Origin of the sequence: Sphingobacterium sp. UBA5639, from assembly GCF_002421245.1 — a bacterium.
Taxonomy (GTDB): domain Bacteria; phylum Bacteroidota; class Bacteroidia; order Sphingobacteriales; family Sphingobacteriaceae; genus Sphingobacterium; species Sphingobacterium multivorum.
Genome location: NZ_DIJR01000019.1, coordinates 238,417 through 253,748, shown reverse-complemented (window position 1 = coordinate 253,748; position 15,332 = coordinate 238,417). Strand labels below are relative to the sequence as shown.

The window sequence follows — 15,332 nt, the reverse complement described above, 5'->3', positions numbered from 1 at the left end:
TCTTTATATTGTGGATCGGATGAATCCGCCGAAATGAGCCATACAGCACATAAATTTGAGCTATCAGCAAAAATAGATCTGTCTCAGCAGTCTTATCTTTGTTGCTATACAATATGCAGATGGCAACAAGAAACAACAGGAAGAAGTGGCTTCTATTTTTGAAAAGAACAATCTTAGGACTGGCAGTTCTCATCGCTCTTATCGGACTATATATGATGCATCCACAATTCGGCAAAAGACCCTCGGGTGAAAGACTTCAACGCATACAGCTATCGAAACAGTTTAAAGACGGAAAATTCCAGAATAGCAGCCCTACACCACAGCTCACGCAGCCCTGGACCGTCGCCCTATACGATTATTTTTTTAAGCGCTCCAAACACCTTCCATACGGGCTCTATTTAGGCGGGGACAGTGGCTACGATAACCACTTCAAAGAGATAGGTAATCAATTGGGCCCTTTTGACCTGGCTATATTGGAGAATGGCCAATACGACCTCAGTTGGAAACACATACACATGATGCCGGAGGAGGTTGTCCAAGCGGCACATGATCTCAAAGCTTCCTTACTGTTTCCGGTTCATTCGTCCAAGTTTGTATTGGCCAATCATGCCTGGAATGAACCTCTAGAACGTATTTCCAAGGAAGCAATACGACAACAACAGCCTATGCTTACCCCCATGATCGGCCAGGTCATCGACCTCGATCAGCCCCCTTTAACACCTAGCTACTGGTGGCGGAAATAATGTTAAGCAACGGAATTGATCGTCGCTGGTGTTATGCCAAACTTCTCCTTGAAAGAAGCATAAAAATGAGAAAGGTTTTCAAAACCCAGATCAAGATAAAAATCTGCAGGTTTTTGTCGCTTATTTTCAATTAGATAATAAGCCTCAGAAAGACGTCTTTCTTGCAGCCATTTTCGGGGAGAGGTCTGGAATATTTTCTCAAAATCACGTTTAAAGCTTGCTAAACTCCGCCCAGTTAGTTTGGCAAAGTTTTCTAAAGGCACATTGTACCGATAGTTTTCAACCATAAACTGCTCGAGATCAATCTTATGCGGCTCCGAAAAGTCAAAAAGCAGGTCTTTTAACTGTGGATAGCTTTCCAACAACAAGGTGATCAATTCATAGATCTTGATATTTTCCATCTGCGGGCTCACTCGGTCGATGGCTTCCGCATAGGGGGTCAATGACTCAAAATAACTTTTTATAAACAGGTTACTTTCCAGTACAACATTGGACTCACCCTGATACTTTTTGTCCGAACTGAGGTGATGGTCCATCGCGTATTGCTTCAGCCGATCAGCCCCCAGCAATACTGAAACAGATTTGTAAATATTATTTTTCGCGGGATATTTAAAAGCTTTGGCCAGTTGGTTTCTACGGGCAACCACAATCTGCCCTTCTGTCGCCACCAATTTTCCTTTCTGATGGTCCAGATGTGTTTCACCAGATAGCTGAAAAAAAACGACATGTTCGGGAATGAACTGTTCGTGCCCAAATGCTTTCTCGACATAACAGGAATACAAAAAGGCATTCCCAAAATCTTTCTCTTCCATGCTCAATACGATTTATTTTAAACGGCTCTGCGATTATGGGTACCGATAGCTAAAATCAGTCCCAGCCTAAAGGTAGCAAATATCTCATACCTTTTGCAAAGTCTAGTTGTCCGAAAGCTCAAAATATAGTTGGTACACAGCTCAAATCAAGCTACCGAAAAACTCAACGCATAAATACATTCACTTTTTGGGAAGCATCCTTCTTTTTTCTAAATCGAATGGCCCATGTCATCACCTACGTGTTTCAACATGGAGCCATTCGAACTGCTTGTTATTTCTTTGCAGCAAGCCGCTTACGTATAATACTGACAAATTCGGGTGAAACCCCCAAGTAGGATGCAATATAGTATTGCGGTACCCTTTGGGAAATAGTCGGGTATAGTTCAATAAATTCCAGATAGCGATCGGCGGCTGGTTTGGCGATTGTATGGATCAGCCTATTTTGCAGAACAGCGAGCCGACGTTGCACCAACATACGAAAAACCCGCTCAAATTTTTACCGAAGGAAAAGACAATCCTTCACAGTATAAAGAATCAAAAACTTCTTTGCTATTCTCCCCCTATAAAAGTCTATATCCACCGACTTTTATAGGGAGAGATTTGTACCCATGGCCTGTTATCCTATTCTTTCAAAATCGCTCCATTTTTAGTGAATTTCACGCTAAAGCCATGCATCAGAACCCGCGTACGTTTGACCTTTCCTTCTCGTTTTCCAAAAGTCCCCAAAGCCGTCTCTTCTGGTGCGCCGAAATCAAAATCCACATCAATCAACAGGGGATATTTCTTTGTATTAACTAAACCCAAGCGATTGCTCGCTTTAATCCAACGGGTCACATCATCATCCCGGTCAACAAAATAGGTTCCGATTGTTAACCGATAAAATTTATCGTTTCTAGCGAGATCCAAATAAACCCTTTCTTTATCATTATTTAGGCTGTATTTACTTAAATGTTGTTCCAGTATTCTCTCTACGGAATCTGGAAATACATACAAAATTTCCTTCCCAACAGCCATCAACGTCATGCAGTTTAAAAATAAAAAAAGTAGGCTGCTTCTTATGAGGTGATGTATTTTCATGATCTTTATCGTTTTTCTAAAATCATCGGAACAGCGTTCATTTCAAGGGCATTCGTTTCATCCAAATGGAAATGGGCGCCTTTAGGCACCTCATCCTGCGCGAGTATCAAAAGTTGCTTGGCCAATGAAATAAGTCCCTGTTTGTTGGCTCGAATTACAATTTCGTTGGCAACAACGTGAACTGCAATTTCGAATCCAGGTTCCCATGACGCCTGTAGCCCCAACTCTTCGGAATAGGTGGGTAAATTAATTTCTAAGTTCATATATACTGGTTTTGCTCCACCTAAACTTAATTAAAATTACCTAGATCTAGCGTCCATATAATCTAAAGTCCCCATAAAAGAAGGCTCCNNGGAGCCTTCTTTTATGGGGACTAATAGGTTAAATTCCTATTTACTCCAACCTGGGTTTTGTGTCAGATTTCCGTTCAGCACAATCGCTGCAGACGGAATTGGGTAAAGGTATTGCTTGTTGTTGTCATCCCAAGTACGCTTCACAGCTTTAAACCATTCCAGGTGATTGTCCGAAGTCATTGTCTGGAAATTGGTACTTTTACCCCCTATAGCCACCTTGGCTACTCCTGCAGGAACAGTTATCGAAGGAGCTGATTTACTTCCATCATAGAACACAACATCTGGAGTTCCATTGTGGTCGATATCAATCAGCTTATCTAAAGCAGGGATATAAATTCCCGTCCAAGGCAAATTTGCCATAAGCGGTCCAAGTTTCCATCGCTTCAAATCATTGAAACGGAAACCCTCAAGGGCTAATTCCACCTGTCTTTCACGACGTATTTCTAAAAGCACGGGGCTATTGACTTCGGGGAAGAATGTATTTTTCAAGTAGGTATCCACTTTGGTTGGCAGTGTATTCGTTCCACTTGTTATTCCAGCCCTTGAACGTAATGCTCCAATAGTTTTCGACCAATCCGCATCATTGAAAGTACCTAGTTCCTGTTTCGCTTCAGCATAGTTTAATAATATTTCCGCATAACGCATTAAAGGAACTGCATTGGTATTGTAACCGCCATTGTCGTAATAGGGATCGTCTAAAGTATACTTGATCGGTTGATACCCCGTATAAGTAAAACTTGCAAAATTTGGGGGAGCAGGCTGTCCATTACGGGAATATCCTGGCGTCCGGATCAACTGCGCCAAGCGCAAGTCGCGATTTTGACACTCCTCATAGAATTCCTCAGTCTGAAAGTTCGGTCTATCCGTATAAGGAGTACCGTCAACATTCAAAAAACTATTGATAAAAGGCCTTACCAAACTTAAACGTGGACCATAGGTTGCAGATGTCCACCACCAGTTGGCGTCGTTCAAAAGCGCAAGATCTTTACTGAAAGTTACGGCCAACATGACCTCTTTTGTCACTGGCGTATTACTGATAAACAACTGTCGCTGTGATGTTTTAGGGTCTGCGGAGATATTAAGCCCATAAGGACCATTTTCCATTAAAATCTTGCCAGCGTCTACCGCCATCTGGAAAAATACTTCCGGCTGTGTAGCCAAATTGAGCTTTTGGTATTTACGAAATGTTCCTTCGAACAGCGCGATTCGGGTCTTCAAACCAAGTGCTGTCCATTTATTAATCGTACTACCGTCACCCGCCGTATTTGTGATATTGGCGTAGGCAAAGTCCAGATCTTCCATGATGTGTTTCATGACCACTTCGCGCGAATCCCGTGGTGCTTTAAGAATATCCGTCTCATCAACCGCCAAAGGGTGATCTACCCAAGGCACATCGCCAAAACGAACTACTTTCTCATAATAGAACCAAGCTCTGAAAAAGCGGGCTAAGCCGATATAATTATTTTTGATGGCATCGCTCAATTTGGGACTATTACATTTAGCTATCAATTGGTTGATATTACGCAGGGTAGTCCAGGACCACCCCGAACTGATCTCAGCACTGTAAGCGCCGCCGACCATAAAATCATTGAGGCTATTTACGGCCGAATAGTCAGCCATAGCGTCACCTTTATAAGCGTCACTACCAGAGGTAATATTCCGATAGAATGAGTTGCTGTAATTTTTTAATCCACTTTCGCTCCCGAAGATATCCTCCTCGGTGGCACCTGCCTTCGGCAGCTCGTTTAGTTCACAGGAGGAGAACAAAAGCGCAACAATAGGTATATAAAATAATTTTTTCATGATAATAAAAAACTATAAGCCAATAGATAAATTAAAACTAACACTCTTCATAATCGGATAGTTAAATCCGTCGCCAGAACCCGTTCCGATCTCCGGATCAGATTTACCCAGATTACCGACATCGAGATCCTTCGTTTTTTTGTAAAGAGGCGACCAGGTCCATAAGTTTTCGCCCGAAAGTCCAGCCCGAAGACTACTAATTTTTAACCTGTTGGTTACAGATTTAGGAAAACTATATCCGATCTGTATATTTTTCATCCGTATATAGGCAACGTTCTGAAGATATCTTGTCTGTGGCGTTGTTTTGATAGATTCATTGTACCCAGCATAGCGAGGAAAATAACCGTTTGGATTGTCTTCAGTCCAATAATTGTTGAGGTGCCATTCCGGCAAGTTGTTGTAAGGTCGATTGTATTGTCCCCAAAAAATAGATTCATTGCTCGGGTACCAATTCTGCTTACCCACCCCCTGGAAGAAAGACGAGAAATAAATACCTTGCCAATCCAGATTAAGGTTAAAACTATAGATATATCGTGGATCGGCATTACCGATTACAGTTCTGTCACCATGGCTATAAATCGTATTATTTCCATAATCAATTACACCATCACCATTTAGATCCGCAAAACGTACGTCACCTGGATATATTGTACCATTGTTTGACGATTTGATCAATTTTTGTTTTGCAGCACCATCAATTTCCGCCTGATTCTGAAATAAACCCTGCGTTACATAGCCCCATATTTCACCGATTCGCTGACCTTCATAATACGATCCATCTTTGATTAAACCCTCTTTATTTTCGTAACGGTCTATATTGGATCTATAATCAGCCAAAGTACCCCTTACGGACCAATTGAAAGGACTACCGTTCAGATCGAATCTATCCTTATAAGTCAAGCTCACTTCAAAACCTTTTGTGGTCATGTCAGCATAGTTCCCTTTCGGCGACTCCGCACCAAAGATATCAGGCAAAGCTACACCTAAGGTATACATATTTAAGGTCTTGCGTTGATAGATATCGCCCGTAAAAGTCAGTTTTCCATTTAAAGACGATAGATCAAGACCTAAGTTTGCTGTGCGCGCTGTTTCCCAAGTTAAGTTATCCGGGATCACCTTAGGCACCGAGGTATATGCCGGCTTCTGTCCGTTCAATACCCGATCCATAATCTTGATCTCGTAAATATCCAAATAGGAATACGGATCGACATTACCATTACCCAATGAACCATAGGACGCTCTTAACTTCAGATCAGAAAGTGCTCTTTTGTCCACCTGGAAGAATGGCTCTTCAGAAATACGCCAGCCCACGGATGCGGAAGGGAATAATCCCCATCGTTGGTTTGTCGGAAATTTGGACGAACCATCGTAGCGGCCATTGAATTCAAAAAGGTAACGGTCCTTGAAAATATAATTGGCACGCATAAATACCCCGACATTACGGTACTTGTTATATCCCGCTGTCGCTGTGGTATTCTGCCCTACTGCCAGGTTGATATTTTCAACATCATCATTGAGTAGACCTGTTTTGGTAATATAGGTTGAATTATACGTACGCTGCTCATAATTGTATCCGAGCAAACCTTTAAAATAATGATCGCCTATTGTGCGTTCATATTCACTGTAGAGATTTCCAAACAAGTAACGGTAGCGTTGGTCTACTTGATAAATATTGTCGTTCATACTTGTTTCCAACCGCAACATTTTTCCCTCCTGTGTGCTATACGGAACAGGTACACGGACTCTTACCGAATTAAAATCGCGATTTCTAAAAGTCAGATCCCCTTTAATGCGGAACGTATTGTTGAAAAACTTAGTCTCGAAAGAAGTTGTGTTGCGGAGATCCTGATTTGCCGTATTCGTACCATTTTTACCATAGATAAAATCCCCTACTGTATAGGCTGCAGAGAAGCTCATAGATCCATCAGGGTTAAAGATCGGCGAAGAAGGGTGTCCCTCATCGGCAATATTGCGCCAGATATTTCCACCTTCACCAGCAGTCGATGGGTCTCTGTATTTGGCATAATTAAAATCGATGTTATTGCTTATCCGTAACCAGTCGTTGACCTGAAGTCCTGCTTTTGCACGGGTATTATAGGTCTTATATTTATCACTGTTGTAGCGGTACAGGCCATTGTAGTCGTAAGCACGTCCAGAAATATAGTAATCCATTTTTTCTGAATTGCCACTGATGGACAGGTTGTGATCCTGGACAAACGTATTGTCCTTGATCAACGTACCGTAATAATCTTCATTACCGTAGTATACATAATTACCTTTATCGTCGACAGTGACCTGTTCGGTAATGCCCTGTTCTTTTCTTCTCTTAAATTCTTCCAGCCAATCTGTTGTAAAGATCTGTGTCTTGTTGAGCTTGCTCGGAATCGAAGAATAATTGTTCCAGGCATTATAGGCTGTAAAGAAATGCGAAGCATATTCGTAACCATCTGTCACGAATTTAGGCAAGGTTACAGGTTTTTGAAAAGAGCCACTTCCTGAATAGTTGATCGAAGTTTTTCCGGACTTGGCACGTTTCGTTGTAACCAAAACTACCCCGAAGGTACCGCGGGAGCCGTAAATCGCAGATGAAGCCGCATCTTTGAGTGTAGTTACACTTTCAATATCATTGGGATTGATCGCCGAAAGGTCACCCTCGACACCATCAATAAGCACAAGTGCACTTCCACCCTGACCAATGGAAGTTGTCCCACGGATATTGAAACTTGGTGCACGATTGGGCTTACCATCTGCAGGAGTTACATTCAAGTTGGGAATTACACCTTGGAGCATCTGGCTTGCATTACCCAGTACGCGTCCCTCAAAAGCTTCCGATCCCACTTGGTCTACTGCACCGGTAAGATTCACTTTTTTCTGCGTACCATAACCGACCACCACAACTTCCTCCAGTTCGGTATCTTTAGATTCCATGATGATATCGATCTGCCCTGCCGTCACGCTGACGATCTTTTCACTATAGCCTATCCCTGTCAATTTGAGTCTTTGCCCTATAGTGGCTTCAATCGTGAACTGCCCCGCTACATTTGTTGAGGTTGTTTTTTGACTGGTTAAATTGGTAATGGTAATTCCGGACAAGGTTGTTCCGTTTTTGTCTTTTACCACCCCTTTCACGGTAGATTGAACTGCAATACTATGCACCTCTTGATTCAATTTGACATAATCGCGCTCCACATTAGCCCAAGTGGGGTATGAGAGACCCAATGCCATACTGATTAGTAATGTTTTTTGCATTTTTAGTCTGGTTTAGAATTTTGCATCAAAGTTGATGCTTTGACTTGGTTTATAATTTACGGTAATGTTAACAAATATTTAATTAATATCAACAACATTACTACCTAAACAGGTTTAGCAGACCATTAAATAATCAAAATTTATCTTTTATGTAACATAAATTATAAAAACAAGTATTGACACACCTAAAATTTAATCCATTCAATTCAAAAACCTAAAGTCCCCTTTTTCATAATCCAGAAATACACTAAGTGACCGAGAAGGGCAACAGACCATATTCAATTAAATCCGTCAAGCGGGATCGCATTAAAGGTACTCAGCCTATTTCTGCATTTTTCTTAGGGTCAAACCTACAAATTAATTCGTTTAGAGGTCTCTGTGTACGTAACGATAATAAATTTAAAAATCCTACCACCCGTCAGTTTTGCTAAGCAGCTGATTATACTTTCTAGCATAGCAATGCTCATCTGTTACTTTACTTCCAGCCGTAGTGACCAATAGAAATAGGCCCAAGATAGCATAACAAAAAGATGCCGCCTCGAGTATTTTTTCAAGGCAGCATCTTTTTGTTATCGTTTTTTTTGTATGCGCTTATTTTTCGCTAATAAAAGCCAGGATATCTTTATTGATGGTATCCCTTCTGTAGTAGGCATTCCATGTGGAAACCGGGATAGGTAATTAAAGTACCATTTTGGACTAACTTAGCCGCTCTTCTGCCCGTTATATCAATCGGTACGATCTGATCATCTTTACCATGCAATACTAAGACAGGAATTTCTACTTTTTTAAGTTCTTGCGTAAAATCAGTTTCAGAGAAAGCTATGATACAATCATAGTGAGCCTTAATACCGCCCATCATCCCTTGCCGCCACCAGTTGTCCATCACGCCTTGTTGTACATTCGCGCCATCGTGGTTATAGCCATAAAAAGCGAGGGTAAAATCCTGAAAATACTGCTGTCTACGTGTTGCAGCATTCAATCTTATTTCGTCAAAAACCTCCATAGGTACACCATCGGGATTTGTAGCACTCTTGGCCATTGTAGGGGTAACCGCACTGATCAATACAGCTTTTGAAACCCGAGAAGTACCATGATTTGTTATGTAGCGAACAACCTCGTCACCACCTGTTGAGTGACCAATATGGATGGAATCTTTTAAGTCCAATGCTTCTACCAATTGTGCAATATCCGACGCATAGGTATCCATCTCATTACCTGTCGCCGTCTGCGTCGAGCGACCATGCCCCCGGCGATCGTGTGCGGTCACACGGTACCCTTTTTCGAGGAAGTACATCAACTGCGCGCCCCAATCGTCACTGGATAAAGGCCAACCATGATGAAATACAATCGGTTGTCCAGTTCCCCAGTCTTTGTAATAAATTTCTGTTCCGTCTTAAACTTTGAATGTTGCCATGATGATTAGTTTAAGAATTTTATTGTTTACATGATATGTTAATTGGATTGCAATTTATAGTCCAACCACAATGTACCACTGTATTTAAGCATATTAAAAAAGCAAAAGTTAATTTAAAAACAACGATAATTCATTATTTATACAACAGATTTATCCGTTTTTTACGATAGGTCCTATTTTCCTGCAAAAGGCTTCTCGTCGTGTGCGCACCTGTGTTTAAATAGTAATCATATATTCAGTTTTCACCTAATATTTGAACCAGATCTTCCGCGCCACCGTCAAATTTCTGTCCATTGACAAAAAATGTCGGTGTCCCATTAACGCCACTCAGCATACCACTTTCAAAATCGCCATCTACCCGATCCTGTAACGCCTCGTCCTGCAAATCAGATTTAAACTTTGGCATGTCCAAATCCAGTTGCTCGGCGATATCCAACAGCAATCTCGCACTCAGCAAGTTCTGGTTTTCGAAAATGGCATCATGCATCTCCCAAAATTTTCCCTGCAGTGCTGCCGCTTCCGCCGCCAATGCTGCGGGTTGAGCATAAGGATGCATTTCCGAAAGTGGAAAATTACGGAATACAAACCTGATCTGGCTTCCCAGTTCGGCCATCATTTCTTTTATTATGGGATGGGCTGCACCGCAATGTGGACATTGATAATCCCCATATTCAACAATGGTCAGATCGGCCTGGCCATTTCCCAATATATGGTCAGCATTGCTGACCTTCGGTTTCAATGACATAATTATTTTAATTTAAGATTCTCCAATGCTTCGATAATACCGTCTGCACCTGGATTGACCGCCGTTGGAGATAGATAACTCCAAGCAATAATCCCTTCCTTATCAATTACAAAGAGTGCGCGCTTGCACTCACCTTCTTCATCATCATAAACACCATATTTTTTGGCAACCTCGCCCTTAGCTTCAAAATCGGCCAGGAGCGGAAAATGCAGCTTTCGCGACTGTGCGAACGCCATATGACACCATTTGCTGTCAACGGAAATACCCATAATTTCGGCATCATATTTCTTAAAATACTTGAGCATTTCATTATATAATGCCATCTGATCGCTGCATACAGGACTCCAATCTGCAGGGTAAAATGCCAATATCACATTATGCCCCTTGAATTCTGATAAGCTAATTTTTTGATCGGGGGTCGCATACAAGGTAAAATCAGGGGCAACATCATTTTTTTTTAACATATCAACGTCTTTAAAGTTTAACTGCCATCTCAAGGTGCACAACCTTAAAAGATCTGCATCACCTTTAAATAAAGCACTTAAAAGCAAAAATTGTTTTAAAGAAAAAATAGCTTATCCACTATCTGACTACAAGATCCGTTGATCTGCCTACATCCAAAATCGGTGGGTTGGCCATCTTTGTGTCATCAATTTATTTAAAACAGAAACACATGAAATCACAAAAAGTATGGTTCGTCACTGGTGCCTCCAAAGGGCTTGGTCTCAACCTCGTTAAAGAGCTGCTCGCCCAAGATTATTCTGTAGTTGCCACATCACGAACAAAACAGGCGCTGGAAGATGAAATCGGCGATCAGGAAAATTTTCTGCCGCTTGAAGTAGACATTACCGATGACAAAGACGTTGCCCGGGCAGTACTATCGGCCATTGATTATTTCGGAAAGATTGATTTACTGGTCAACAATGCCGGATATGGCCAAACTGGAACCCTAGAGGAGCTCAGTGACCTGGAAACACGTCGCAACTTCGAAGTGAATGTCTTTGGATCCCTCAATGCCATCCGACATATCGCCCCCATATGCGACGTCAACAAGTGGGACATCTTTTCAATATACCATCTATCGGCGGACTCGCAGGAAATTACCCAGCCTTTGGTGTTTATTGCTCCACCAAATTTGCTGTCGCAGGCTTTACCGAAGCCCTCGCTGTCGAAATGGAACCTTTTAGTGTACACACGACCTTGGTGTATCCCGGCTACTTCTGAACTGATTTTTTATCCGTGGGATCCTTACATACCGCAGCCAATCCGATCGCAGCTTATGTAACTGCCCGAGAAAACGAATCCACCCATCTGCATTAGATCCATGGGAATCAGGCAAACGATCCCAAGAAAGCAGCAACCCTATTAATCGAGCTTAGCACGCTGGAGCAGCCTCCAATCCATTTTTTAATGGGCGAAGATGCGTATGAACTGGCCAAAAACAAGATCAACATGCTTAGGGCAGAAATCGAAAAATGGAAAAGTTATACCGTGTCAACAGGTTTCGAGCAATCCGTATAACAGCTTAGTTCAGCATATGGAGCTTCCTAGGATATTTCACAATAATCAAATTAAAAATTCAGTAAATTTACAACATGAAGAATACATTTTGCTTTCATTCCCTTTCGGAATTCCGCAGCTTTTGCGGACTACCTAAACCCGACCATCCATTGATCAGCCTGGTTGATTACAGTCAGTACATTACCCCGTGAGGTTCAATTATGGACAGCAGCACTATGACTTCGACTCGGACATACTCACCTTTGTCTCACCATTACAATTTCTAAAAGTGGAGATCAATCAGGAAGTACAGGCGCAACCCAGCGGCTGGATCCTGTTGATCCATCCCGATTTTCTCTGGAACAGCGAATTGGCAAAACATATTCACTCCTACGATTTTTTCCAATATCAGGTCAATGAAGCGCTTTTTAAAGCCCCGTGGAATTTAGGCAACTGTTTCAGTAGGTTAATCATTTTTACTCCGCGTAATATCCCGCTACGCCAATGCCAATCGTCCAAAAGAACTTTGACTTTTTAAGGTCCTCCAGCAGCATATCCGCATTGTCTTCGTATTCGCCATCGGCTTTGATTTCCTCAATCTCCTCCTGAACATCCTCTTCAGTAATCTGTCTCCAGACACCAACAGAGCTATTTAAAAATGTATAGCAATATCCCGCTTCGGCATCATCAACCTCACCCGCGTTTTTATCACTCAGGATGCTTATAAGTTCAGTCGCTTCGACCTGAAATGGATTAACACCATAGATACTGATTTCAGTTTTTTCTGGATAGGGTCCATTGATGCTTTCTATAAATTCCAATGTTCCCTGATCATTAAAATCAAGTCTCAATTCGAGTTCATCATAATAATATTGGTCGTCCAGCGCATCCGAAGGAGCACCAAGTACACGTTGAACTTCAGTACGGCCCGCACCGAGATTAACCTGACCAATACCTTCAATTTGAATCCCAACAAGTGGGACTAGTTCGATCTTTTTCATCCGTATTCAGTAAATTATAAAAACGACAACTGCATAAATAACACTTGAAGATCCGCTATCGTTTTATCCAATGATGAACATAGCTACAGCTTTATGCTGCCATAAATTTACACTAATTCCCATTAAATAATTATTAACATTTTTAACTTTTCTTACGACCCTAAGCGCACATGATAATTCGCATACTCAGCCAATTATGACTAACTTTATGCATGCATCAAAAATCGACGATTATGCAACAGACGCTAGCGACATTAGACAGTTATATCCAAAATCTAAGACCTGAACTGTATACCGATCTACAATCCCCGTTATCGGCAGATGAGTTTAGGGCCCTTGAACAGAAATATGATATTGAGATGATTTTTTAGCCTAGATACCACAGGCGAGTATCCCAAACGGTTTAAGGTGGACTAACAGAAACTCATCGCCTTCATTTTTTTGGGCATTCCTATCAATTTGCCATCAATAGTACATAATATAGTACATAATAATACAACTCAGGTATTTTTAAGATTAGCAAATAATTATTTGACACTTCATTATAAGCCTTGAAATCTCCTGCATTAATTGCTCGACGCCAAAGCGAATCATTTACTTTCCGAGGCAGTTCCAGATCGTTGGGGTCATCGATTACTGCCTCTAGCTTTTTTTCGATATGATGGCTACAACTCAAGAAAAACACAAAAAATAACAGTAAACAGTTTTAAAATCTTTATCGTTCTTCTTTTCATCATAACTATATAACCTTTTATGTTTTAACCAATTCGCTTCCCACGCATCCATCGGTTTTTGTTGACCGCGTTCACCTTGCGCACCTGTCATTAAACATTACTTTTTTCACATAGTTCCTTTTTCCACTCGAGGCCAAAGCTGCCGAATCTGCCGAAATGTAATTACCAAAAAAAGAAATCAGTTCAGGAGAAGCTTACCTTATTCTGCATGAAAAGTAAGCCTAAAAGGCTCTTATAAGGGCTTCCATTAGGATTTTCTTATGACAGGATCGATCCAGTAATAGTCGTGGTTGGTATGAGCGAAAAACTCCATCGGCGTAACATGGCAATCAATGGTATCGCTAAGCCCGTCGTCGGTATAAGTGACCACATCTTCGGATGGCATCACCATCCCGCTCATAATGGATCCATAGTCCAAGCAGTGAAGATCAGATATCAGTACATTGATTGTGTGGGCCAGCGTCCATTTTTCCATTTCTTCCTTGCTAACACGTTTCACACGCTCGGCCAAAAACCGTGCTTCCTCCAGCTCTTTTTCGACACTGTCCGGAAAAAAAAGCAACAGGAAGGCTTCATACTTATCAAATTCTTTATTTCGGATTGCTTCATTTCGCAGAAACAGCTTCTCGCCCATCTGTCCGTACTGATCGGCATATTTTTTCAGTTCCATTTCTGCAAGTTCCATATCCGACCATTCCTCCAATTCAGAAAGCGCATATACATCGGTACCATGGCCGTCACACTGATTGAGATACGCCCATACATCGCCCTGTACAACTTTGGGCTTCCTGTGCTCCAGCACATTGTAACCTTGCGCTACCCATGCTTCTATTTGTTCCCTTCTCATCTTAAGCTGTTTTTTAAAATAAACAACAGCGCAGCTGCAATGGTTTTCTTTTTCTATTTCAGATTTCGGGCTTTCAACTCCGCATCTAGTGCTTTCTCATTTTTTCCAAAATATTTAAAGAACAAAATGGCCAATATCAATGGGAAAATTGTAGGCCAGGTTAAACCGGCTACGAATATACTGTAGGCAGCAATGCCCAAACAAAAGCCAATAATCGATGCATTGATTATTTTCGTGGGTTTAGCTTTCTTTTTGAGAACCAACAACTCTTCATTGCTCAGTTCATTTAATTTCTTTTCTTCCATCTGGTCTGTACTTTTATAGGTTAGTTATTTTATATGTTGATGCGAATATAATTATTTAAATGAGCAATAAAAAAACACAAAAGGTTGGAAATTAGCAAAAGAATAGCGCAAAAAAATAAAAAAGGTCGGATGAAAATGGAACACCCGACCTTTTAACTAAGTTACTCCTTACATGGATACCTATAGGACAACAGCCGCAGACATATGGTTTGTTTTTTACAATTTTGTATCAACTTCTGTTCAACCAGTCTTCACCCAATCAGCTCTTGCATGTACTTTTCAAAGCCCATGCAACCAATATAGGCTGAAAAAATAAACGGGCAAGCCGCTTTCCATCCGTATCCAATCCAAAGCCGTCGCGATGGTCTTTATATTGAGCAATATTTCCGGGAAACACAGCTGCAAAAAACGCTGCTGCGATTTTTCCAACGTTCGATCGCTGTTTAGCAGGTGCGAAAATCAGTGTAGCACCCAAAGCAATTTCCGCAATACCGGAATATACAACAGTATCATCTTTGGAGATCGGAACCCAGTCCGGCACCTGAGCCTGAAATTCCTTGCGGGCGAAGGACAGATGTCCAATACCGGCTACCACCAAAAAGGTACCTAGACCAACTCGTGCAATCTTCTGCATAGGTGAATTATTCATAATCTTTTACTTAGAGGACATCATTCCACTCGAAATAGTTTGTCCAACGCTGCGGATTATTTCACCTAAAAAATATATATTTGATTAAATAAAATTAACC

15 protein-coding genes and 1 pseudogene are annotated in these 15,332 nt (G+C 41.4%); 3 read left to right on the top strand and 13 right to left on the bottom strand.

Features of this window, described 5'->3' with window-relative positions:
• The first annotated feature begins 119 nt into the window (after positions 1 to 119).
• Complete coding sequence (locus tag B4Z90_RS12135) at positions 120 to 743, top strand: MBL fold metallo-hydrolase (protein ID WP_286802342.1); 624 nt, start codon at positions 120 to 122, stop codon at positions 741 to 743.
• Between the two features lie 2 nt (positions 744 to 745).
• Here B4Z90_RS12135 and B4Z90_RS12130 read toward each other — a convergent pair whose 3' ends face one another.
• From B4Z90_RS12130 to B4Z90_RS12090, 9 genes and pseudogenes are all read right to left on the bottom strand, one after another.
• On the bottom strand, positions 746 to 1,555 hold the full coding sequence (locus B4Z90_RS12130; RefSeq protein WP_286802341.1) for a helix-turn-helix domain-containing protein: 810 nt from the start codon (positions 1,553 to 1,555) through the stop codon (positions 746 to 748).
• A 271-nt stretch (positions 1,556 to 1,826) separates the two neighbouring features.
• A complete protein-coding gene (locus tag B4Z90_RS12125) occupies positions 1,827 to 2,030 on the bottom strand; it encodes a hypothetical protein (protein WP_286802339.1) in 204 nt (67 codons plus the stop codon).
• Between the two features lie 146 nt (positions 2,031 to 2,176).
• Positions 2,177 to 2,632 carry a hypothetical protein gene (locus B4Z90_RS12120; protein ID WP_286802336.1) on the bottom strand — a complete coding sequence of 152 codons (456 nt, stop codon included), beginning with the start codon at positions 2,630 to 2,632 and terminating at the stop codon, positions 2,177 to 2,179.
• Positions 2,633 to 2,637: 5 nt separating this feature from the next.
• Positions 2,638 to 2,895 (bottom strand): Imm32 family immunity protein, encoded by a 258-nt coding sequence (locus B4Z90_RS12115; protein ID WP_286802334.1) that lies wholly within the window; start codon positions 2,893 to 2,895, stop codon positions 2,638 to 2,640.
• 126 nt (positions 2,896 to 3,021) lie between these two features.
• Positions 3,022 to 4,788, bottom strand: coding sequence for a RagB/SusD family nutrient uptake outer membrane protein (locus tag B4Z90_RS12110; RefSeq protein ID WP_286802331.1), 1,767 nt, complete (start codon positions 4,786 to 4,788; stop codon positions 3,022 to 3,024).
• Positions 4,789 to 4,800: 12 nt separating this feature from the next.
• Entirely contained in the window at positions 4,801 to 8,037 is a 3,237-nt protein-coding gene (locus B4Z90_RS12105; protein ID WP_286802328.1) for a SusC/RagA family TonB-linked outer membrane protein, read from the bottom strand.
• Positions 8,038 to 8,628: 591 nt separating this feature from the next.
• Positions 8,629 to 9,418, bottom strand: a pseudogene (locus B4Z90_RS12100) (alpha/beta fold hydrolase).
• Positions 9,419 to 9,686: 268 nt separating this feature from the next.
• The gene (locus B4Z90_RS12095) at positions 9,687 to 10,196 is read right to left on the bottom strand and encodes a DsbA family protein (protein ID WP_182982482.1); all 510 of its coding nucleotides are present in this window, start codon (positions 10,194 to 10,196) and stop codon (positions 9,687 to 9,689) included.
• Between the two features lie 2 nt (positions 10,197 to 10,198).
• Positions 10,199 to 10,660: a redoxin domain-containing protein gene (locus tag B4Z90_RS12090; protein WP_286802322.1), complete on the bottom strand. Its 462-nt coding sequence runs from the start codon at positions 10,658 to 10,660 to the stop codon at positions 10,199 to 10,201.
• Between the two features lie 209 nt (positions 10,661 to 10,869).
• Here B4Z90_RS12090 and B4Z90_RS25200 point away from each other — a divergent pair, with 209 nt between their 5' ends.
• Positions 10,870 to 11,481, top strand: coding sequence for an SDR family NAD(P)-dependent oxidoreductase (locus tag B4Z90_RS25200; protein WP_422663642.1), 612 nt, complete (start codon positions 10,870 to 10,872; stop codon positions 11,479 to 11,481).
• A 691-nt stretch (positions 11,482 to 12,172) separates the two neighbouring features.
• On the opposite strand, the gene B4Z90_RS12075 is transcribed toward B4Z90_RS25200, so the two are convergent.
• Positions 12,173 to 12,697, bottom strand: a complete 525-nt coding sequence (locus tag B4Z90_RS12075) for a hypothetical protein (protein ID WP_286802320.1) — start codon at positions 12,695 to 12,697, stop codon at positions 12,173 to 12,175.
• Between the two features lie 233 nt (positions 12,698 to 12,930).
• Between B4Z90_RS12075 and B4Z90_RS12070 the strand changes: the two genes are divergently transcribed.
• Positions 12,931 to 13,068, top strand: a complete 138-nt coding sequence (locus B4Z90_RS12070; protein WP_286802317.1) for a hypothetical protein — start codon at positions 12,931 to 12,933, stop codon at positions 13,066 to 13,068.
• Positions 13,069 to 13,678: 610 nt separating this feature from the next.
• Here B4Z90_RS12070 and B4Z90_RS12065 read toward each other — a convergent pair.
• The 3 genes from B4Z90_RS12065 to B4Z90_RS12055 form a co-directional block, all read right to left on the bottom strand.
• Positions 13,679 to 14,278: a hypothetical protein gene (locus tag B4Z90_RS12065; RefSeq protein WP_286802314.1), complete on the bottom strand. Its 600-nt coding sequence runs from the start codon at positions 14,276 to 14,278 to the stop codon at positions 13,679 to 13,681.
• Between the two features lie 53 nt (positions 14,279 to 14,331).
• Positions 14,332 to 14,583: an FUSC family protein gene (locus tag B4Z90_RS12060; protein ID WP_153846684.1), complete on the bottom strand. Its 252-nt coding sequence runs from the start codon at positions 14,581 to 14,583 to the stop codon at positions 14,332 to 14,334.
• A gap of 259 nt (positions 14,584 to 14,842) precedes the next feature.
• The gene (locus B4Z90_RS12055) at positions 14,843 to 15,232 is read right to left on the bottom strand and encodes a DoxX family protein (RefSeq protein ID WP_153846683.1); all 390 of its coding nucleotides are present in this window, start codon (positions 15,230 to 15,232) and stop codon (positions 14,843 to 14,845) included.
• Between the last annotated feature and the right edge of the window lie 100 nt (positions 15,233 to 15,332).